18 protein-coding genes, 2 pseudogenes and 1 riboswitch are annotated in these 21,345 nt (G+C 41.4%); of the genes and pseudogenes, 18 read left to right on the forward strand and 2 right to left on the reverse strand.

The window, feature by feature from the left end:
• Both GT674_RS09005 and GT674_RS09010 read left to right on the forward strand, forming a co-directional pair.
• Positions 1-252, forward strand: a pseudogene (locus GT674_RS09005) (CoA-disulfide reductase); the annotation flags it as partial.
• Positions 245-1,168 (forward strand): annotated as a pseudogene (locus tag GT674_RS09010) (rhodanese-like domain-containing protein); the annotation flags it as partial. The pseudogenes GT674_RS09005 and GT674_RS09010, both read left to right, overlap by 8 nt.
• A 17-nt stretch (positions 1,169-1,185) precedes the next feature.
• Here the strand turns inward: GT674_RS09010 and GT674_RS09015 are convergent.
• Entirely contained in the window at positions 1,186-1,845 is a 660-nt protein-coding gene (locus GT674_RS09015) for a Crp/Fnr family transcriptional regulator (protein ID WP_161285372.1), read from the reverse strand.
• Positions 1,846-1,986: 141 nt separating this feature from the next.
• On the opposite strand from GT674_RS09015, the gene GT674_RS09020 reads away from it, so the two are divergent.
• Entirely contained in the window at positions 1,987-2,760 is a 774-nt protein-coding gene (locus tag GT674_RS09020) for a DUF134 domain-containing protein (protein ID WP_161285373.1), read from the forward strand.
• Positions 2,761-2,982: 222 nt separating this feature from the next.
• Here the strand turns inward: GT674_RS09020 and GT674_RS09025 are convergent, their stop codons facing one another.
• Positions 2,983-3,975, reverse strand: coding sequence for an AraC family transcriptional regulator (locus GT674_RS09025; protein ID WP_161285374.1), 993 nt, complete (start codon positions 3,973-3,975; stop codon positions 2,983-2,985).
• Positions 3,976-4,049: 74 nt separating this feature from the next.
• A riboswitch (cobalamin riboswitch) is annotated at positions 4,050-4,223 on the forward strand.
• 138 nt (positions 4,224-4,361) lie between these two features.
• Here GT674_RS09025 and GT674_RS09030 point away from each other — a divergent pair.
• The 15 genes from GT674_RS09030 to GT674_RS09100 all read left to right on the forward strand — a co-directional run bounded on the left by GT674_RS09030 (position 4,362) and on the right by GT674_RS09100 (position 21,277).
• Positions 4,362-5,291 carry an ABC transporter permease gene (locus tag GT674_RS09030; protein ID WP_147598858.1) on the forward strand — a complete coding sequence of 310 codons (930 nt, stop codon included), beginning with the start codon at positions 4,362-4,364 and terminating at the stop codon, positions 5,289-5,291.
• A gap of 15 nt (positions 5,292-5,306) precedes the next feature.
• Positions 5,307-6,170: a nickel transporter permease gene (gene nikC, locus GT674_RS09035; RefSeq protein ID WP_227239504.1), complete on the forward strand. Its 864-nt coding sequence runs from the start codon at positions 5,307-5,309 to the stop codon at positions 6,168-6,170.
• A complete protein-coding gene (locus tag GT674_RS09040) occupies positions 6,151-6,942 on the forward strand; it encodes an ABC transporter ATP-binding protein (protein ID WP_138271515.1) in 792 nt (263 codons plus the stop codon). The genes nikC and GT674_RS09040 overlap by 20 nt, the downstream gene beginning before the upstream one ends.
• Positions 6,943-6,951: 9 nt before the next feature.
• Positions 6,952-7,890 carry an oligopeptide/dipeptide ABC transporter ATP-binding protein gene (locus GT674_RS09045; protein ID WP_161285375.1) on the forward strand — a complete coding sequence of 313 codons (939 nt, stop codon included), beginning with the start codon at positions 6,952-6,954 and terminating at the stop codon, positions 7,888-7,890.
• A gap of 31 nt (positions 7,891-7,921) precedes the next feature.
• Entirely contained in the window at positions 7,922-9,490 is a 1,569-nt protein-coding gene (locus tag GT674_RS09050) for a nickel ABC transporter substrate-binding protein (RefSeq protein WP_161285376.1), read from the forward strand.
• A gap of 3 nt (positions 9,491-9,493) precedes the next feature.
• Positions 9,494-10,246, forward strand: a complete 753-nt coding sequence (locus GT674_RS09055; RefSeq protein WP_138271518.1) for a class I SAM-dependent methyltransferase — start codon at positions 9,494-9,496, stop codon at positions 10,244-10,246.
• Between the two features lies 1 nt (position 10,247).
• Positions 10,248-10,994, forward strand: a complete 747-nt coding sequence (locus GT674_RS09060) for a class I SAM-dependent methyltransferase (protein WP_161285377.1) — start codon at positions 10,248-10,250, stop codon at positions 10,992-10,994.
• A 1-nt stretch (position 10,995) separates the two neighbouring features.
• Positions 10,996-12,723, forward strand: a complete 1,728-nt coding sequence (locus GT674_RS09065) for an ABC transporter ATP-binding protein (RefSeq protein WP_161285378.1) — start codon at positions 10,996-10,998, stop codon at positions 12,721-12,723.
• A complete protein-coding gene (locus GT674_RS09070; protein ID WP_161285379.1) occupies positions 12,716-14,506 on the forward strand; it encodes an ABC transporter ATP-binding protein in 1,791 nt (596 codons plus the stop codon). The genes GT674_RS09065 and GT674_RS09070 overlap by 8 nt, the downstream gene beginning before the upstream one ends.
• A 245-nt stretch (positions 14,507-14,751) precedes the next feature.
• Positions 14,752-15,069 (forward strand): PadR family transcriptional regulator, encoded by a 318-nt coding sequence (locus GT674_RS09075; protein ID WP_161285380.1) that lies wholly within the window; start codon positions 14,752-14,754, stop codon positions 15,067-15,069.
• Positions 15,066-15,677, forward strand: a complete 612-nt coding sequence (locus GT674_RS09080) for a DUF1700 domain-containing protein (RefSeq protein WP_161285381.1) — start codon at positions 15,066-15,068, stop codon at positions 15,675-15,677. The genes GT674_RS09075 and GT674_RS09080 overlap by 4 nt, the downstream gene beginning before the upstream one ends.
• A gap of 4 nt (positions 15,678-15,681) precedes the next feature.
• On the forward strand, positions 15,682-16,500 hold the full coding sequence (locus GT674_RS09085; protein ID WP_161285382.1) for a DUF4097 family beta strand repeat-containing protein: 819 nt from the start codon (positions 15,682-15,684) through the stop codon (positions 16,498-16,500).
• A gap of 241 nt (positions 16,501-16,741) precedes the next feature.
• Complete coding sequence (gene guaA, locus GT674_RS09090; protein ID WP_334297014.1) at positions 16,742-17,698, forward strand: glutamine-hydrolyzing GMP synthase; 957 nt, start codon at positions 16,742-16,744, stop codon at positions 17,696-17,698.
• Positions 17,699-17,947: 249 nt separating this feature from the next.
• Positions 17,948-19,453 carry a hypothetical protein gene (locus GT674_RS09095; RefSeq protein WP_161285384.1) on the forward strand — a complete coding sequence of 502 codons (1,506 nt, stop codon included), beginning with the start codon at positions 17,948-17,950 and terminating at the stop codon, positions 19,451-19,453.
• A 93-nt stretch (positions 19,454-19,546) separates the two neighbouring features.
• Entirely contained in the window at positions 19,547-21,277 is a 1,731-nt protein-coding gene (locus GT674_RS09100; protein ID WP_243149085.1) for a class I adenylate-forming enzyme family protein, read from the forward strand.
• Positions 21,278-21,345 lie beyond the last annotated feature (68 nt).

Consider the following 21,345-nt stretch of genomic DNA (forward strand, 5'->3'; position numbering starts at 1 on the left):
ATCATCGCTGATAATATTTGTGGCGGTGATAGTCGTTACCTGGGCAGTCAGGGAAGCTCCGTTATCAAAGTATTTGATATGACAGCAGCTACTACAGGTATCAATGAAACCAATGCCAAAAAGTCAGGATTAGAGGTAGATACAGTAATTCTTTCTCCTATGAGTCATGCCGGTTATTATCCTGGTGGAAAAGTGATGACCATGAAGGTGGTTTTTGAAAAAGAGACCTATCGCTTGCTTGGTGCTCAGATTANGCATCAAGGGAAGTATCGTAGTGAATGAAAGGATGGAAACTTCTGTACCGGATATTTATGCAGCAGGTGATGCAGTTCAGGTAAAACATTATGTTACGGGTGATGATGCGCTGATCTCTTTGGCTGGTCCGGCCAATAAACAGGGCAGGATCATCGCTGATAATATTTGTGGCGGTGATAGTCGTTACCTGGGCAGTCAGGGAAGCTCCGTTATCAAAGTTTTTGATATGACAGCAGCCACTACAGGTATCAATGAAACCAATGCCAAAAAGTCAGGATTAGAGGTAGATACAGTAATTCTTTCTCCTATGAGTCATGCCGGTTATTATCCTGGTGGAAAAGTGATGACCATGAAGGTGGTTTTTGAAAAAGAGACCTATCGCTTGCTTGGTGCTCAGATTATTGGATATGAGGGCGTTGATAAACGGATTGATGTGCTGGCAACAGCAATCCATGCAGGACTGAAGGCAACCCAGCTGAAAGATCTGGATCTCGCATATGCACCGTCTTATTCCTCTGCCAAGGATCCTGTAAACATGGCCGGGTTTATGATAGACAATATAGCAAAAGGAACCCTGAAACAGTGGCACCTGGAAGATGTGGATACGATCTCTGAAGATGAAAGTGCTGTGTTGCTGGATGTGAGAACTGTAAATGAATTCAGCAGGGGTCATATTGATGGATTCAAAAACATTCCTGTAGATGAACTGAGGGAACGGATCAATGAAATTGAGAAAGGAAAGCCTGTATATCTGATATGTCAGAGTGGGCTGCGAAGTTATATTGCCAGTCGTATTCTGGAAGGAAATGGATATGAAACATATAACTTCTCAGGCGGATTCTGTTTCTATGATGCAGTGATTAATGACCGCGCGCTGATCGAAAGGTTATATGTATGTGGTATGGATTATTAGAAATAATCAAAATATTTTTATGATTTTTGTAGTGTTTCCAGTCTTTTCGAATCAAGGATTGTGATTTTGCCGCGGGAGAGTTTGACGAGTCCTTCACCTTGAAAGTATCGAAGCATTCGAGTGATAACTTCTCTGTGGGAACCAAGATGATTAGCAATCGTCTCATGAGTGATTTTCAGCTCGTTTGTTCCTTCGATATAGGTCTCTTCTAAAAGAAATGAAGCAACACGCTTATCCAAACTTTTCCACATGATTTGTTCAATAAGCCACATGACATCAGAAAAACGGGTAGCCATTAACTCATTGGTATAGTTTGCGACGGGAGCAGATTCCTGCATGATGCTTTTATAGATCTCAGCAGGGATGATCCAAAGATCTGTATCTTTTTCTGCTTCAATGGTTACTTCAAATTGAATGGAACGTATGATACATGAGGCGGACAAGAGGCACATATCCATATCGAACAGACGGTAAAGCGTAATCTCCCGTCCTTCATCTGAAAGTATGTAAGTTCGAAGCTGTCCGGACTTAACCAGTAATAAGCCAGTGCAATCCATGTTTCCGTTGTGAATGACCGTTCCCTTTTTTACATGCTGTGTGCTTAAATGATCTGAAATCAGTTTTTTCTGTTTTGTATTTAATTCACTCCATACTGGAAAATAATTATCAAAGCTCATAATATTTCTCTCCCTTTTATGAACATAGTATACTTATTTTTTTGAAAGGCGTCAATTGCATAATTGACATATGTCGAAAAAGTTATTGACATATGCCTTTTATCAAGCTAATATATAAGAAAAGCGAGAAGGGAGCAGTTTATGCCGAGACCAGTAAAATGCAGAAAAGTCTGCCATTTTCCGAATGTTTTAGAATTCCTTCCGGCAGATGATGCCGAGAAAAAAGCACCCATTGTTCTGACTGTAGATGAGTACGAGACAATCCGTCTTCTGGACAAGAAAGGTTACAGTCAGGAGCAGTGTGCAGTATCTATGCAGATCGCAAGAACGACGGTCCAGCGGATTTACGAGATTGCCCGGAAGAAAATAGCAGATGCACTTATTGACGGACATCCACTCAGAATTGAGGGCGGGGATTTCAGAATCTGCGACGGTCAGAGCAGTAACTGCAGCCTTGGAGGATGTTACAAGCAGGAACTTTATCAAAAATATGCAGTGGAAAAAGGAGAGGGTATAATGAGAATAGCAGTAACATATGAAAACGGACAGATTTTCCAGCATTTTGGACACACAGAGACATTTAAGCTTTACGATGTAGAGGAAGGAAAAGTAGTACATTCAGAAGTAGTAGATACGAATGGAAGCGGACACGGTGCATTGGCGGGAGTCCTTAATGCATTAAATACAGATGTTCTGATCTGTGGCGGAATTGGAGGCGGTGCACAGACTGCGTTAGCGGCAGCCGGCATTAAGCTTTTCGGAGGAGTTTCCGGAGATGCAGATGAAGCAGTAGAAGCTTTTATCAACGAAACACTTGAGTATAATCCGGATGTGAAGTGTTCCCATCACGAACACAACCACGGGGAAGGACATACATGTGGCGAGCACGGATGCGGAAGCCACAGCTGTCATTAAGAAGAATAGCAAGAATAATAATATTAAAGGATGCGTCAAGGTAACGGGAGAAGTTACCGTGGCGCATCCTTTTTGTGTGAGAGGAAATTCCTTTTTTTCGTTTGCTTAAAAGCCATTTTGTATTATACAGGATAATCTGACATATGTTTTCGGAGAATTCAGTGTAAAAAAACACGATTTTTATAAAAAATAAGCCATTTTTATAGGGATGAAAGTGTGGTACTATGTTATTGTTGGTTGCAAAAGCTTTTTCGTAGATTGATATTTTTTACGATACTGGTAAGGCGTAACCGAAAAGTACCGCTTGAACAGTTTGATAAAATAAGTCAGATCATGATAACCGACCAGTTCTGCAATATTCTGAACGGAGAGGTCACTTTGTTCCAGAAGGCTTCGGGCCTGCTGAAGTCGGATTTCCTGAATGACCGTAGTAACAGTAGTACCGTTTTCGTGAAACAGTTTGCAGAGATAAGACTGACTGATATGAAAATATTCTGCAATTGTTCTGGCAGAGGTCATTGGATAATTATCACAGATATAAGAATAAATCTGATCATAACGTACCAGCCGAAGCGGATTGGATGGAGAGACGCAGATATGGCTGAGTGACTGTCGTTCCATAAGGGTAAAAAGCATGCCGGCAGAATAATAAAGCATATTTTGATGGAAAATCTGTTTATGATGGAATTCTTCATACATTTCAGCCAGAAGAGTATCTAGTTTATCTGTGTAGGAGACTGAAAAATAAAGATAATTCCAGTAATGTGTCCGATACAGCATATTGGAACAAAAAAGAAGAAGCATATTATTGGCTGAGATCAGGTCGGAGTAATGACTTTTCAGAGAATCCAGCTTGAAAAAAATATGCAGGATCTGGCAGTCGGGATCAGGAGAAAAAGAATGAATAACCTGATGTGGGATAATACAAAAGGAATGTTTGGATAAAAAGACGGATTCCGGTGGTGCTGCCAGATCTGTTTTATAAAATCTGCAGGTGCAGTTTCCTTTAAGGATAAACAAAACATCCACAAAATCCTGCTTGCACAGACGATTTTGAAAATCAGGATCCTGCAAAAATACTGCGATTTCTTCATTGCAGCGAAAAACATCAGATTCAGTTATACAGAAAACAGAATTCAGGCTGTGGTTTCTGGAAATAGCAGGAAAAAGCACAGCATCAGATGCAGTTAAGATAGATTGCAATGTCTGTTTCATAGCAAGCCTCCATATAATGTACTGACAGTCATTATAACAGATGCAGCAGGGAAGATACAGACCATAAACCAAGAAAATTAAATAGTCAGAAAGGTGTACAAAGTACTTAATAAGGAATCTGGTGAAATGCCAGAACAGCCACCGCTACTGTGACAGGGACGAAAACCAAAAAATCACTGGAGAAATCCGGGAAGATGGTAAGTAGGATGAACTGGAGTCAGGAGACTTGCCTTTTTGATAGAAAAAATTCTGATTCGGATGGGATACAGAAGAAATAAGCTCTGCCTGGGGTAGAGATTTATTTTTGTGCTGATATGATGCTGAATCATATCAGTTTTTTTTTGTTTCAAACACAATAAACAGATGAAAAATGAGGAGAAATGAAGATGGGAAAGGTAATTGCAAAGCGTTTTATATTTATGATACCGGTAGTTCTGGCAGTTACATTTATTATTTTTATGCTGAGTTTTATATCGGCAGGTGATGCGGCCAGAGTACTGGCAGAGCAAAAATACGAACATCCATCACCGGAGCAGGTAGAAGAAGTACGGCATGAGGAAGGATTGGATCAGCCTGTGTTGGTGCAGTATGGAAAATGGCTGAATCAGGCGTTGCATGGTGATTTTGGAAAATCATATTCCACAAGAAAACCAGCTTTTGAGGAATTAAAAAGATATTTTCCACAGACGTTTAAACTGGCAGTTACTTCGTTTTTCCTGTTGCTGATCGTATCGGTTCCTCTTGGGATTTTGTCAGCGATTTATGAAAACAGGTTTCTGGATAAAGCCGTTCGTGTCTTATCATCGCTCAGTGTATCTATGCCATCTTTCTGGATTGGTCTGATGTTGCTCTATATATTTGGAGTGAAGTTGAAAGTAATCTCTGTAATCGGAGGAAATGCCGGTGGTATCCCGATTCTTGCAGCATTTGCCATGGATATCAGTTTTTTTGGAATCATGACAAGACTGATTCGTACAAATATGATACAGGTGCTGAAGCAAGATTACATACGTGCCAGCAGAGCCAAGGGATTGTCCTCTGTAAATGTGATTCTGCGTCATGGATTAAAAAATATACTGATTCCTGTGATGACACGCCTGGTATCAATGGTAATCAGCTTTTTCTGTGGCTCAGCCGTGATAGAGAGCATTTTTTCCATTCAGGGAATCGGAAATCTCGCACTGAAATCAGTGGTTACAAAAGATGCTCCGGTGCTGCAATGTTTTATCTTTATTCTGGCAGTGGGCATTGTAGTGTTGAATTTTCTTGTGGATATCGCCTATTCTGCGATTGACCGGCGAATTCAGTTAAAGTAAAGGAGAAGGCATAGAATGGGAAGCAGAAGAGCACAAAAAACAGACAAAAGCATGATTCAAAATCTGTACTGGAAACGGATATTCCAGTCACCAAAAACAAAAATAGGATTAATCGTAGTAATGATTTTTGCAGTGGCAGCTGTTTTTGCACCTGTGCTGGCACCGCATGATCCGCTGCTGGTGGACGTTACAATAAAATTAAAAAGTCCGTCAGCGGCGTATCCTTTAGGCACTGATCAGCTGGGACGATGTATTTTATCAAGACTTCTCTGGGGTAGCCGATATTCATTGAGTTACAGCTTTACGGTACTTATGATTACCGTATGTGTTGGTGTGCCGATTGGACTGTTTGCCGGATATGTAGGTGGAAAAATTGATTCTGTGATTATGAGAATCATAGATGTATTTATGGCAATGCCGGTCTTTATTGTGGCACTTGCTATTGCGGGAACTATGGGAGCCAGCGGTGCTCATCTGATCCTGTCCTTATCGGTTGTATCCTGGGCAGAATATGCAAGACTTGCCCGTGCACTGACACTTCAGGAAAAAAATAAAAATTATATGACTGCATTAAAAGCCGGCGGCTGTGGTCATGCCAGAATTATATTCAGACATATATTAAGAAATATCCTGCCGTCTGTGATCGCACTGGCAACCATGGAAATCGGTTCGATTATTTTGTCTATCGCTGGTTTTTCATTTATTGGTCTGGGTGTGCAGGCACCGACACCGGAATGGGGAATTATGCTCAGTGACAGTAAAAGTTATATCCAGACTTATCCAAGTCTGATGTTTTATCCGGGCATACTGATTATGATCATTGTTCTGGCATTTAATTATCTGGGGGAGGGAATACAGAATGGAACAGCCCAAAAATGATGTTCTAAAGGTGAAAAGATTACATGTGGAGTTTCAGACCTCTCACGGAATGGTGCATGCAGTAAAAGATGTCAGTCTGGAAGTAAAAAGAGGAAGGATTCATGCATTGGTGGGAGAAAGCGGAAGCGGCAAGTCAGTTACTTCTCTGACGATTATGAATCTGCTTGCAGGAAATGGAAAGGTGATATCTGGAGATGTGACACTGAACGAAAAGAGTATTCTGAAGTTATCAGGAAAAGAAAAGCGACAGTTATACGGAGACAGGATTGGAATGATTTTTCAGGATCCGACAGCCGCTCTCGATCCGCTTTTTACAGTTGAGCAACTGCTTCTGGAAGGGCTGAGAAAACATCATAGAATGAGCAAAAAACAGGCAAGAGAAGTTGCACTGGAAAGTCTGAGGATGATGAATCTGCGTGATCCGGAAGAACTGATGAAGAAAAAGCCTTACGAATTGTCAGGTGGTATGTGTCAACGGGTTATGATCGCCATTGCCATGTCCATGAAACCAGATTATCTGATCGCAGATGAACCGACGACGGCATTGGATGTAACAGTGCAGAAACAGATTCTGGAAGAAATCTATCAGTTATCCAGGAAAGAAAATCTGGGCGTGTTATTTATCACTCATGATCTGGGTGTGGTGGCAGAAATTGCAGATGATGTTTCAATTATGAAGGACGGCGAAATAGTAGAAAACGGAACAGTCGAAGATATCTTTTATCATCCACAGCATTCATATACAAAAAAACTGTTGGATGCTGTTTTATAGGGGAAAAGTATGAGTACGTTACTAAAGACAGAACATTTAAAAAAATATTATGGCAAGAAAAAAATAGTGAAAGCAGTGGATGATGTAAGTTTGGAAATCCATGCCGGATCATCCATGGCTCTGATCGGTGAAAGTGGAAGTGGGAAAACTACATTTGGAAAGCTGATTGCAGGTCTGGAGAAGTCTACAGATGGGAAATTTTGGTTTCAGGGACAGGAAATGCAGAATTTTTCTGAAAAACAGTTCCGTCCATATCGCAGGAACCTTCAGATGATCTTTCAAAGCAGCAGCGGAGTATTTGATCCCGGGTACACAATTGGAGAAAATATCCTGGAAATTCTGAAATTACATGAAAAACTGCAAGAGGGGGAGTATGAAGAGCGAGTAAAGGAAGCTTTGATCCAGACGGGTCTGGATCCGGATATTCGTAACCGTTATGTTGGACAGATTTCAGGAGGCCAGTGTCAGAGAGCCAATATTGCGAGAGCGCTGGTATTAAGACCAGAACTTGTAATCTGTGATGAACCGGTATCCAGTCTGGATTATTCCATACGAAAGCAGATCCTGCATCTGTTAAATGAACTGCAGGAAAAATATGAGATGACCTATTTACTGATCACTCACGATTTGTCCAATGTTCCGTATCTCTGCAAAGAGGTGGCAATTATGTATCAGGGACGTGTGGTAGAGTTTATCAAGCATACCGACAGATTAAAAGAGACAGCCATACATCCTTATACAATAGATCTGTTTGATTCCATTCCGGTGAAAGAACCGAGAATGCGAAGAATCGGATTACAGGAAAAGAAAATGTTTTCAGATACGATTCCGGAACAGGGCTGCCCATATCAGAACAGGTGCAGCAAATGTACAAATATATGCAGAGTGCACATACCGGAACTGACAGAAATTGCGACAGGACATTTTGCGGCATGTCATATGCTGTAAAATATATAACAAATACAAAGGAGAGGAAGAAATGAAGAAACGAAACGTAGTAAAACTGGTAGCATTGGGAATGATGGCAGCAACTTTGATGACAGGCATCAATGTACAGGCAGAAGGAGAAAAAGTGGTTACAGCAATAACATCCCTTGATCTGACTCCTGAACTTTGTGATCCTGTAAAAAGTGGTCCGGACTTTCGTCTTTATGAAATGATCTATGATCCGCTGGTACGTTATGGAGAAAATGGAGAGATTGAACCCGCACTGGCAGAATCCTGGGATATCAGCGAAGATGGCACAACCTATACGTTTCATTTAAGAAAAGATGTGAAATTCTCAGACGGTACAGAGTTTAATGCAGATAATGTGCTCTGGAATTATAACAGATGGGTGGAACAGGATGTAACCGGCAACTTTTCAGCCAAACTGGAAGATGTAACAAAAGTAGATGATTATACTGTAGAATTTAAGTTTGCAGAACCATGTTATACACTGCTGATTGAATTTACTTATCCAAGACCATTCCGTTTCACCTGTGAAAGTGCACTGGATGAAGATGGAGAATTTTATCAGGAAGTGGGTACCGGAATGTGGATGATCGACAGTTATGAGAGTGGTCAGGAAGTAGTTCTGGTACCAAATCCGAATTATTATGGAGAGAAACCAAAGATTGATAAAGTTGTTTTGAAACAGGTGGTAGACGGAGATGCCAGAGTGATGGCACTGCAGAGTGGAGAGGCAGATCTGAATCTCCAGGATATTCCTTCCGAAAGCTACAGCATTATTCAGGCAGATGAAGAGTTATCAACAGAACAGCAGGTTTCCACACTTTCCTTCTATCTGATTGAGAATTATGATACACCGGCACTTCAGGATATAAACGTACGTCAGGCACTGAATTATGCAACAAATAATGAAAGCATTGTAAATGACCTGTTAGATGGTTATGGTAATCCGGCAACCGGACTTATGTCTCCGACAGTTCCTTATGTAACAGAAGAAAACAGCAAAGGCTATCCATATGACCCAGACAAGGCAAAAGAACTGTTAAAAGAAGCAGGATATGAGGATACAGACGGAGACGGTATTGTAGAAAAAGACGGAGAACCGCTGAATCTCAGACTGGTATTTCAGACAGAAGAATACGCTTCCTGGAAGTCTCTGTGCGAGTTCCTGAAATCAGAATACGAAAAGATTGGTGTAGGTATTGAACTGGTAGAAGAAGAATCTGCAGCTTACTATGATGCCATCTGGTCCACAAGAGACTATGACCTGTGTATCTACCGCAGCTATGAAGATTCCTGGATGCCTCATGGTTTCCTGAAATCCATGTTCTATGCATCAGATGGAGCAAAGGCAGTAAACTGGTATGATGAAGAACTGAACAATGATCTCGGAGAAGTATTAAAGACACAGGATGAAGAAGAACGTACTGCATTATACGACAAGATTCTGACACGTATCAATGATCAGGCAGTTACAATACCGTTATATTATCCAAACCGTGATTATATCTATAACAATACCAGACTGACCAATGTGGAACTTGCACCGACAGCCTATGAAGGCATTAACTGGGGAACGCTGGATATAGTGGAGTAAAATATGTTTGAGGAAATCGAAAATAAGTGGACAGAAGATTCCGGTGATTATGATGACATGATCCAAAAACAATTGAGTAACAAAAGAACGGTATCTTACTGGACAAAAGAGCTGAAAAGACTTCTTGGACCTGAGCCCCTTCGTATTTTAGAAGTGGGCTGCGGCCCGGGGTTTATGAGTATCATAGCAGCGCGTCTGGGACATGAGGTAAGGGCAGTCGATGGATCATCAGGAATGGTAGAAAAAGCCAGAAGAAATATGCAGCATTATCGTCAGACTGTGGAAATCTGTCAGGAAGATGGTGTTACTCTGCCATTGGAACAGGAAGAAAGTTATGATGTGATAATTTCCAGAGATGCAGTATGGACGCTGTATGATCCGGAAAAAGCCTTCAGGCGCTGGAAGGATATATTAAAACCAGGCGGAAGAATCATTTATTTTGATGGAGACTATCGTACCATAGAACCTACATTAAAAAATAAAATCCATATGAAAATTGCTGATTTTCTTATTTATGTTACAGAGAAAAAAACATATGAAACTGACGTAAAGGAAAACAGCGGAATCTACGAAAAATTGCCATTTACGTCACAGAAGCGTCCGGAAGTGGATTTTCAGATATTGAAAAAAGTACGTTTTGCAAGAATCCAGATCAGAGAGAACCGATGGCTGAACAGTCCATGGAGGATGGATTTTTGGAAATACGGATATCAGGGAAAAAAATTTATTGTAATAGCCACAAAGAAGGAGAAGTGACATGCAAAACGATAAGATTAAAGAGTACTGGGAAGGGGAAGCCGGTATTTACAGTGAGGGAATCAAAGCAGAATTGCAGAGTGAAACAGCAGAAAACTGGAAGAATCTGATTCTGGAGTATGCACCGGAAAAAGAGCATCTGGAAGTATTGGATGTAGGATGCGGACCAGGATTTTTTGAAATAACACTGGGAAAAGAAGGACATCATGTGACGGGGATTGACATTACTGAAAATATGATCCATGAGGCAAAGGAAAATGTAAAGGCGGCAGGTTTATCTGCGGATCTGATGACAATGGACTGTCACAATCTGAATTTTCCGGATGAGACATTTGATATGGTTATCTGCAGAAATATCACATGGACGCTGGACGATCCACAGAAGGCTTACAGGGAGTGGCTGCGTGTACTGAAAAAAGGTGGACGCCTTTTGGTGTCGGATGCCTGCTGGTATCTGCATCTTTATGATGAAGAAAAGAAAAAGATTTATGAAGCACATGATGCTGCTATGTGGGAAAAATATGGAAGAGGTATCCATGCTCATGAAGATGTGGAAACAGGGAAAGAACTTAGCGCCAAGCTGTTTATGAGTGACAAAAAGCGTCCTGCATGGGATCTGGATTACATGATGGAAATTGGATTTTCCAAAGTGTTTGCACTGCCAGATATCAGTGAGATTTCCAGAACATCTATGGAACGAGAACTGAATAAACTGACACCTCAGTTTTTGGTAGGTGGAGAAAAGTAAGATGAACCAGTTTTTTCGATTAGTATATTTTCTGAAATATGCAAAGAAGGAAACTGCAATCCGAATTTTACTGGGACTGGGCATAGTGGGTGCCCAGTTTTCCCAGACATGGTTTCTTGCAAAAATGGTTATAGCAGTATGCGAGAAGAGAGATATGAAAGAAATTCTACTGTGTTTTCTGGCAGAATTTCTTTCTCTTTTTATCAGAGCGAGTTTAATAAAGTATCAGGAATATTTTCTGAAAAAATATGCGGCAAAAGTGAAGAATGAGATCCGCAGTCAGATTCTGGATAAGATAATGGTTCTTGGTCCATCTTTTAAGAATGACCAGAGAACCGGAAATCTCCAGTCACTGATTACAGATGGCGTGGAATCGCTGGAAGCCTTTTTGACTCAGTATATACCACAGATGGCGGTGGTTGTTTTTACCACAATATTTATTACATCTTTTATGTGCCGCCTGGATCGGACGGTAGGTCTTCTGCTTCTTTTTATGTCGGCGGTGACGGTAATTGTACCGCATATATTTATGCCGGCAGTATCGGATGTAATGGTACTGTACTGGAAAGAATATGCACAGTTAAATGCACAGTATATCGATGATATGCAGGGGATGAGTACCTTGAAATCCTTGGGAGTCAGCAGAAAAGAGGGAAGAAGGCTGCAAACCCAGGCCATTGGATTTGCAGCAGAATCTATGAGGAATCTGGGAATATCACTTTCAGATTCTACATTAATTATGATCTGCATTACAGCCGGAACCAGTATCAGCATCCTGTTATCTGCCATTCATGTGGCACAAGGAAAGATTCCCTATGCAGTACTGATACAGGTTCTGTTTCTGGCGGGTGAATGTCTGAAACCGATGAATGATTTAAGTATTTACTGGCATAACAGTTATACGGGATTATCAGTTGCTGAGGAATTATTGTATGTTCTGGATTATCCGGTTTCGGAAAAAACAAAAGAAGATCTGCAGAATACAGGAATTGGGGAAAAGCCGGAAATCGTATTACAAAATCTGTCATTTCAATATGAAAAAGATGGCATCGATGTATTAAAAAATGTGGATATGGTGTTTGAGTCCGGCAAGGTTACTGCAATTGCAGGAAAGTCAGGATCCGGGAAATCCACAATTGTAAATCTGCTTCTTGGATTTTATGAAACTGAAAAAAACAGAATTCAAATCGATGGGAAGGCATTGGGAAGCTTCGAACCAGATTATTTGAGAAGTCGGATTTCGGTAGTGTTTCAGGATAGTTTTCTGTTTTATGGTACGGTAAAGGATAATATCCGGATGGCCAGACCAGAAGCATCGGATGCGGAGATCATGCAGGCGGCTATGTCGGCGAATGCCCATGAATTTATTGTAAACCTTCCAAATGGATATGACACATTGGTGGGAGAACGTGGAGCTACGCTTTCTGGAGGAGAAAGACAAAGAATTGCCATTGCCAGAGCAATCTTAAAGAATGCGCCAATTCTGATTCTGGATGAAGCAACTTCCAGTGTGGACTGCAAAAATGAGCAGGAAATACAAAATGCACTGAAAGAGGCTATGAAGGATCGCACAACTCTGGTGATCGCACATCGTATGACGACAATTGAGGATGCGGACCGGATTTATGTCATGCAGAATGGATGTGTAGAAGGATGTGGAACGCATGAGGAATTACTGCAGAAAGATCAAATTTATCAGAATCTGGTGAGGGCACAAAGCTATGAATAAAGAAGAACAGAAATTTACAAGACTGAAAAATGTCATACGGCTCTCGAAGAGGCTGAAAAAATATCGTCTGCGTATGGTGGCTGCAATTGCGGCAGGAGTGGGAAATCAGTTATCGCTGGTGGCTGCATCTGTGCTTGGGGCATGGACAGTAGGTCTGGCAATTGATGGAAAACTGATGCAGGAACTGAATTATGTGATCGCGGCTACGATAGCAGTAATTATCATCCGGATTGTGTTTTACGTGTTGGAAATGTGGATTTGCCACGATGTGGCATTTAAGGTACTTGCTGATTTCCGAATACAGTTGTTTGATTCTATAGAAAGAGTGTCGCCGGCAATTTTGCTGAATATGCGTTCAGGACAGCTTGCATCCACATTAATGGGAGATGTGGAAATCATGGAATGGTTTTTTGCCCATACCTTTGGAAGTGTTCTGGTTGCAATTATTACACCTGTTATTTTAATGATTATTTTATGGCAGATACTTCCGATTCTGGATCTGGTAATGCTTCTTTTTGCAGTAACAGCGGTCATCATACCGATATGGATGAAAAAGAAAGCAGATGTACAGGGAAGAGAAGTCAGGGAAGCTCTGGCAGATGCCAATGCGGTAACGTTAGAAGGAGTGCAGGGGTTAAAAGAAATACTGACTCTGAATTATAGAACAGGATACGAGGAAAAGAACAGAGCATACCTGGAACATATGTATAAAAAGCAGTTTTCATACAGTAAACGGCTAGGTACAGAAGGAATGCTGCTTCAGATGGTACTTGGAGTATCCGGCCTTGTGGCGGCACTGATAGCGGCATGGTATGTAGGAAAGGACGGAATGGCAGTTTCCATGTATACAGTTATTGTGGTACTGTCTGCAATGATTCTGGGACCTGTCATTGAGGTCTGCAATACAGCAAGAAATTTTGGGTTGATTTTTGCAGCAGCAGACCGGATTTACCGGGTACTGGAAGCAAAACCGCTGGTGCAGGATTCCGGAAATGATATCAATACAAAGGATCTGAAACCGGAAATATGTTTTGAGAATGTAAGTTTCCGATACAGAGAGGATCTGGAGGCTGCTGTGGAAGATATTTCATTTCGGATTCAACCGGGGGAACATATAGCCATTGCAGGGGCATCCGGTGCAGGAAAAACAACTTGTATCCAACTGCTGCTTCGAAACTGGGATCCTGAAAAAGGATGTATCCGTATTGGAGGAAAAGATATACGAGACATATCTTTAAGGAGCCTGAATGAAATGTATGCCACGGTATTACAGGATGTGTATTTATTTCAGATACCGATTTTGGAGAATATTCGTCTTGGAAGAAGCAGTGCAACGGATGAAGAAGTAATGGAGGCAGCAAGGAAAGCATTCGCCCATGAATTTATTACAGAGCTTCCGGAAGGTTATCAGACGATTGCAGGAGAAGGCGGGGTAAAACTATCCGGTGGTCAGAGACAGCGTATAGCGATAGCAAGAGCACTGCTAAAAGATTCTCCGATTTTGGTCTTCGATGAAGCTGTATCCAATCTTGATACTGAAAATGAAAGAAAGATTCAGGAGTCGATAGAGCGAAGTGCCAAAAACTGTACGGTAGTGATGATAGCGCACAGATTATCTACAATTAAATCCGCGGATCGGATTATCTGTCTGGATCATGGAAAAGTGGTTGAGATGGGAACATTTAAAGAATTAATGAAGAAAAACGGATATTTAAAAAAACTGTTGGAAAATAGCGAAGAAATGAAATCAGGGCAAATGTCGAGTAAGAAACAGAATGCATAAAAATAATCCGGAATGTTTGTGTGTTCATTCATATGTACAACGTGAGGAGTTCAAAAATAAGAAGAGCCTGCTCATGGAGAACTATTTTATATTCTCCAAGGGCAGGCCTTTTTTTGTGGAATATTTTTTTGTCGCAAAATATATAAAAATTTTATATATGTATTGACATCCGGGCACTGCCGACGTATAGTATATATAAAATTTATATATATAAATATTTTATATATACTTTGGGAGGTGATTCAATGTATTTTCCGGTATCAGCGTTACTGATCGAATATATGATCCTGACGGTGGTAGAAAGCAGGGATTCTTATGGTTATGAGATCAGTCAGACAGTAAAGAAAGCTGCTGACATTAAAGAATCTACGCTTTATCCGATATTAAAAAAATTACAGAATGCAGGATATCTGACTACTTATTCGCAGGAGTATCAGGGAAGAAAACGAAAATACTACTCGATTACAGAAGAAGGAAAGGCACAGATCGCATATCTGAGTAATGAATGGAAAATTTACAAAGATACGGTAGATGGGATCATTGAAGGGAGGATAAGAGGTTGAGCAGAGAAGAATATCTGAATCAATTGCATAAATATCTGCGTAAGCTTCCGAGACAGGAATATGGGGACGCGATGGAATATTTCACTGAGTATTTTCAGGAGACGGATGAGGAAGGCACAGCAGAACTGATGAAAGAACTTGGCACGCCGAAGGAGGCCGCCCGAGACCTTATGGCCAATCTTCTGGATAAGAAGATTGAAGATCATCAGAACTATGAAGCAGACGGACAGACCAGAGCCGAACAGAAAGGCTCCGGCAAGCATGTGGTGTGGATCGCATTACTGGTGTTATTTGCAGCACCGGTGGGAGCTCCGCTTCTGGCAGCCCTTGTAGCAGTTGTTCTTTCATTAGTCGTGTGTGTATTTGCAGTTTTGTTATGTGTGGTGTTGTTTGCAGCAGCTCTGCTGATGGTTGGTGGCAAGATTTTTATCCGCGGTATACTGGCAGTTCCGTTCTCCATGAGCGGCTTTGCAATGCTTACAGGAAGCGGACTGCTGGCTATTGGAGCAGGCATTCTTGGTGCACTGTTATGTGTATATCTGTGTAAATGGAGCGGCATGCTGATCGTGAAGCTGGTGCGGTGGATCGCAGGCAGAAAGAGAGGTTAGAGCGATGAAAAGATGGGTAAAGGCATGGCTTGCAGCAGGCATCGGATGCTGTGTATGTGGTGCAGTTCTGCTGGGAATCGGTGCCGCAAGTGGTGGAAGTAAATATGTGAAGGAAGCAGACTTGAACCGGCTGGAAGGATCTGCAAAAAGAAGTGATAATGAGGCAGTCCTTGAGAAGACAAAGCTGGATGACTTCGATTCCGTAGATATTTCCATGTCAGATATGAATCTGCAGGTGGTCAGCTCGGATGATCAGTTCTGTTATATTGCTTATCAGGCTTCTGACCAGAAGAAAGAGCCGATCAGTTATCAGGTAAGGGATGGTAAATTAGCGATTCATGAAAATAGCAATGATAGTAAGAGTTATTATCATGTTGATATCGGATTTTTATCAGGATTTTTGGGTGGAAATCCCCTTACTACGGATGAAAATGTGGTAACACTTTATGTACCGGAAGGTCAGAAATGGAAGATGGTAAATATTAAATCTGATATGGGCAACGTGCTGCTGAATGACTGTGAGATTGAAAAGGGCAATGTTCAGACGGATTCGGGAGATATGTTCTTTAAAAATTGTGATTTCGATGATCTTAAGGTGAATACGGATATGGGAACCCTTTGTTTTATTGGTAAAGAAGCTGTGATGCGTGCATGGAACGTGCAGGTGGACACTGAGATGGGAAATATCAATGCAGATGATGCACTGGGTGGCAAAGTGCAGGAGGATGACGATGACGGTGCTATCTCCTACATACAGAAAGGAATGGGCGGTAATCTGGTGCTCAGGACCGACAGCGGAGATGTCAGCCTGAAGTGCAGATAACAATAACTGCGGATAACAAAATAGTGGTTTGTTCATTTTTACTAAAAAAAATCGGTATTTCAAATAAAGGTTGTCAAATATTTCCCTGTCATTTATAATTTAAATCACAACAATTTGGCACTGAAGAGTAAGCCAAAATAATAGATGCGACCGAAATGAAATACCAGCAAAAAGAAACAAATCTTTAATGGATGAGGAGGAATTTCCAATGAACGTTACTGAAATCAGACGTCCAGCTGATATGGAAAGAATTACAACACCAGAACTTGCAAAGGCTTTTATCGACGAGCAGGTTAAACTGATCAAAGAACAGGTAGGAGATAAGAAAGTTCTTCTTGCACTTTCAGGTGGAGTTGATTCATCTGTTGTTGCGGCACTTCTGATCAAGGCAATTGGTCAGCAGTTAGTATGTGTCCATGTTAATCATGGTCTGCTTCGTAAAGGTGAACCAGAGGAAGTAATCGAAGTATTCCGTAATCAGATGAACGCAAACCTTGTTTACGTGGATGCGACAGATCGTTTCCTTGAAAAACTGGCAGGAGTCGAAGATCCTGAGACAAAGAGAAAAATCATCGGTGGAGAATTCATCGAAGTATTTGCTGAAGAAGCAAGAAAGCTTGAAGGAATTGAATTCCTGGCACAGGGCACAATCTGGCCGGATATCCTTGAATCAGAAGAAGGAATCAAGGCTCATCATAATGCCGGCGGACTTCCGGAGGATATGGCTTTTGAGCTCGTAGAGCCAGTCAGAATCCTGTTTAAGGATGAGGTTCGTGTTGTTGGTGATGAACTTGGTCTGCCACATGGCATGGTTTATCGTCAGCCATTCCCGGGACCGGGACTTGGTGTTCGTTGCCCAGGTGCTATCACACGCGATCGTCTGGAAGCGGTTCGTGAATCTGATGCAATTCTTCGTGAAGAATTTGCAAAGAACGGACTGGAAGGAAAAGTATGGCAGTACTTCACTGTTGTTCCGGAATTCAGATCTACTGGAATCAAAGATGGAAAACGTGCTTTTGAGTGGTGCTGTATCGTTCGTGCAGTATGCACAACAGACGTTATGACAGCAACTGTTGCTGAGATTCCGCATGAACTGATGGTTCACATCACAGATCGTATCACACACGAAGTTGCCGGAATCAACCGCGTGCTTTATGACTTCACACCGAAGCCAACCGGAACTGTAGAGTTCGAATAATATCCATATCCCCAGAAAACTTTGAATTACAAGGTTTTCTGGGGATTTTTTCTTTTCGATGGCTACAAATTGTCTACTATTCGGGATGGTAGTAAGTCCCTCAAAGATTGAGGGATTCAGGGAATTTGAAGTGGACTTGTCCGCTTTGTTTGTGTATTTATAATTATATGACAACAAATTGGCATTGATGCGAAAATAGACGGAGAGTATAATAAAGTGAAAAATATTTGTACTGAAGGAGGGCAGAGTATGGAAACAACAGAAAAAAATCGTTTCAGTATTTTGTTGGAACAACTGATCAATATGGGAGAAGTTAAGAATTCTTCTCTGGCAACAGCACTTCGATATGATCCGAGTTATATCAGCAAATGGATTACAGGGCGAATACTTCCGGCTGAAAAAACAAAACAGAAGGTGCTTCGGGGAATCAGCCAGGAAATTGTCAGACAGAGCACGCAGAGCGGGCTGGAAACGCTGAGTGCAAATTATCAGATTACAGACTGTGAAGAACTGCAGGCTGTAATCTATGACAATTTAGAGGCAGAATATAATTATGTGATGGAATTACAGAAAACATATGGTACATTGGTTGCGCCGAAGATGAGCTTTTTTATGACTTTAAGTCCTGCCCAGTATATTGTGAAGATGCATCATCCGGTGCTCAGACGTGTGAAACAGTTGAACATTGCGGCAGAGATGGATCTGATGGCTTTAAAACATGAATACCGTATGCAGATCATACAGGGAAGTATGCGAAGAGAAGTATACAGAGCATATCCGGATGTCCATTTTTCCCTGCTCATTCATATTCAGCCTGAAAAAATGAATATTATAGAAGACACCATGTTTTTGATGAATGTCATATCAGATATGTCAAGAGTTGATTTTCGATTATATAAAAGCAGTCAGGCAGCAGGACGGATGATTTTTTCTGTTCAGGATGAATTTATGATCAGCGGTATGCTGGTGGATGATAAAAAATGCATGGCTGTCAATGTCAGTACAGAGGCTTCGCATTGCCGGAGTATGTTTGAGACTTTACGTGAATCGTGCACAAGAGATGCTTTGCTTTACCGCCCGTCAACAATTGAGGAATTGATCGTGGAACATATTTATCAGCGTTCGATGCTTGCTATGAACAGGAACTGGTATATAGGACATCTGACAGAACATTTTCTGCCGGATGAATTATTTGAAGAACTGCTGGAGACCTTGAAAAAAGGCATACATGAGGATGAACAAAGTAAAATAGAAGAAGCACAGCTGCGGTATCTGCATGCACTGACCCGGAAAGTATTGGCGGAAAGTCCATCCAGAGTCATATTCTGCAAGGAAGCCATTGCACAGCTTGTAGTTGAAAAAGAAGTCAATTTTTTTGGTTATCCGATCAGGCTTTCATTAGCACAGGTAAAAACTTATCTGAGGTATTTACAGTCGTTGTGCAAAAATGGAGAAAGTCCGCTGGAGATAAAACTGCTCAGTGGACGACTGACGACGGATTATCAGTATGAGATGACACAATGCATTTTCCTTTCGGACAGCAATTCTTACTTAATATCCAAAACAGAGAACAGAAAAAATAATCTGGCATTGTTTACTCATCCGGAAATGACGAGTATTTTTGACAGGTTTTTCCAGGATATATGGAATATTCAAGATGAAAGATGTCTGTCAGAGTCGGCAGAGCAACAAAGATTTTTTGGCCATATGATTCATAATACAGAGATTCAGACAGATATCTCATTCAATTTTTAACGCTATTTATCATAAGAATTCAAGTCCGTTCATTTTTTTCTATGTTAAACTGTCCCCATCTTACTCAGGAAGAATATGAAAGGGGAAAATGTTATGAATAAAATGACTGGAAAACCGAGTATTGATAAACCATGGATGCAGTATTATCCGCTACAGCTGATACAGGGGCTTGCGATTCCGGAACAGACAGTTTATGAATATCTTATGGAGAGATGTCCTGGTGATGATGTGACAGCGATACATTATTATGGACGAGATATACAGTGGAAGGAAGTAAAAGAGCAGGTTGATCTGACTGCAAGAGCTCTGCGTGCGATCGGCTTTGGAGAAGGAGATCAGATTCCGGTTTTCCTGAGAGCTGTTCCTGAATTTATTTATCTGTTTTTGGCAGCAGAAAAGATAGGGGCATCTGTTCTCTGCAGAGATAACACACTTGAGGAAAACATAGAGGCAGTCAAGAAATCCGGAGCAAAAATGATCATTGCACATGATTTTCTTTCACATGAGGATTTAAACAGATACCGTAAGGAAGCCGGCATTCGAGGAGCAGTCTTGTTAAGTCCGATTCGCAGCGCCATGAGAACCGGGCTGCCGGATTACTGCTGGAACTATCTGGAATCTCTTTATACCGACTATCCTGCTTATGGACCTTATACGATGTCGTGGGATGCCTTTATTTCTGAGGGCGAACAGTTTTCAGGTACTGTGGAGGCAGAGAAAAACATTGACAGACCGCTGTTCAGGGCCTATACAAGTGGTTCAACAGGACCATCCAAGCAGGTGATCCATTCTGCACACACAATGATTGGCAATATGCATCAGATGAATTTCTATGGCGCTTCTTCAGAATTCCGTCCGACCTGGCTGGTTACACAGCTGACTCCATCACTGGTAGCGGTGGTTGTTGCGATGCTTCTGATGCCGTTGGCATCTGATAAACTTCTAATCTTGAGTCCATTTGTTGCACCGGAAGATGTTGATCTGGAAATGATGCATTATCGACCAAACTGCTGGCCATTGATTCCGATGTTTATTGAAATTGTCATGAGAAACGGACGTGTACCGGATGACTATGATATGTCTCATCTGTTTTCCGCAGGTGCCGGCTGTGAGGCTTACAACAACAACCAGTTAAAAAGAGCTCAGAAATTTCTGGAAGATCATCATTGTAAAGCCCGTTTTACAACTGGTTACGGATGCAGTGAAGCCGGATCTAACATGTCATTGCCATTAACAGCTCATCCAATAAAAGATGGAAACGTAGGTATACCGATGCCTCTTACAACGATTTCTATTTTTAAACCGGGAACAGATGAAGAACTGACGTATAACACAATGGGAGAAATCTGTCAGTGTGGTCCGGGAACAATGATGGGATACGATGATCCGACAGCAACGGAAAGAACAATCAAAATCCATGAAGATGGCAGTCGGTGGCTGCATACCGGTGACATCGGTTATATGACAGAAGATGGAACAATTTATGCTCTGACAAGGGGCGAAGCACCAAGATATGGCGGAGGTTCACTGGCAACACTGCCGATGGAAAACCGTCTTGCAGATGCAGAAGTAGAAGGAATCGATGACGAGTTTTTTGTTATCGTGCAGGATCCGGAACATCACAGATGCTTTATTCCATATTTGTTTGTAGTACTTAATAAAGGTTATACCGTTGATGATATTCGTGAAAAAGTAAAAGAAAGTCTGGAAGACTATATGCAGCCGGTTGACATTATTGCTCTTCCGGAGCGTCCGTTCTTCCATTTCAAAACTAATCGTATCGGATTGATTCATGATATTGAAGCGGGAAAATTTAATAAATAATTTTTCTTTTTCAGAGATGCTCTTTTCCAGGCAGACAAGTGAAATAAAAAAACCTGCTGCCTGGAAGG

Source organism: Blautia sp. BIOML-A1, assembly GCF_009883055.1.
GTDB lineage: Bacteria > Bacillota > Clostridia > Lachnospirales > Lachnospiraceae > Blautia_A.

Coding starts and splice junctions, on each gene's coding strand:
- guaA (WP_334297014.1), top strand. CDS start 16,742: ATGGAAAGAATTACAACACCAGAACTTGCAAAGGCTTTTATCGACGAG.
- GT674_RS09015 (WP_161285372.1), bottom strand. CDS start 1,845: ATGAGCTTTGATAATTATTTTCCAGTATGGAGTGAATTAAATACAAAA.
- GT674_RS09070 (WP_161285379.1), top strand. CDS start 12,716: ATGAATAAAGAAGAACAGAAATTTACAAGACTGAAAAATGTCATACGG.
- GT674_RS09040 (WP_138271515.1), top strand. CDS start 6,151: ATGGAACAGCCCAAAAATGATGTTCTAAAGGTGAAAAGATTACATGTG.
- GT674_RS09045 (WP_161285375.1), top strand. CDS start 6,952: ATGAGTACGTTACTAAAGACAGAACATTTAAAAAAATATTATGGCAAG.
- GT674_RS09085 (WP_161285382.1), top strand. CDS start 15,682: ATGAAAAGATGGGTAAAGGCATGGCTTGCAGCAGGCATCGGATGCTGT.
- GT674_RS09050 (WP_161285376.1), top strand. CDS start 7,922: ATGAAGAAACGAAACGTAGTAAAACTGGTAGCATTGGGAATGATGGCA.
- GT674_RS09095 (WP_161285384.1), top strand. CDS start 17,948: ATGGAAACAACAGAAAAAAATCGTTTCAGTATTTTGTTGGAACAACTG.
- GT674_RS09020 (WP_161285373.1), top strand. CDS start 1,987: ATGCCGAGACCAGTAAAATGCAGAAAAGTCTGCCATTTTCCGAATGTT.
- GT674_RS09060 (WP_161285377.1), top strand. CDS start 10,248: ATGCAAAACGATAAGATTAAAGAGTACTGGGAAGGGGAAGCCGGTATT.
- GT674_RS09065 (WP_161285378.1), top strand. CDS start 10,996: ATGAACCAGTTTTTTCGATTAGTATATTTTCTGAAATATGCAAAGAAG.
- GT674_RS09075 (WP_161285380.1), top strand. CDS start 14,752: ATGTATTTTCCGGTATCAGCGTTACTGATCGAATATATGATCCTGACG.
- GT674_RS09100 (WP_243149085.1), top strand. CDS start 19,547: ATGAATAAAATGACTGGAAAACCGAGTATTGATAAACCATGGATGCAG.
- GT674_RS09030 (WP_147598858.1), top strand. CDS start 4,362: ATGGGAAAGGTAATTGCAAAGCGTTTTATATTTATGATACCGGTAGTT.
- GT674_RS09025 (WP_161285374.1), bottom strand. CDS start 3,975: ATGAAACAGACATTGCAATCTATCTTAACTGCATCTGATGCTGTGCTT.
- nikC (WP_227239504.1), top strand. CDS start 5,307: ATGGGAAGCAGAAGAGCACAAAAAACAGACAAAAGCATGATTCAAAAT.
- GT674_RS09055 (WP_138271518.1), top strand. CDS start 9,494: ATGTTTGAGGAAATCGAAAATAAGTGGACAGAAGATTCCGGTGATTAT.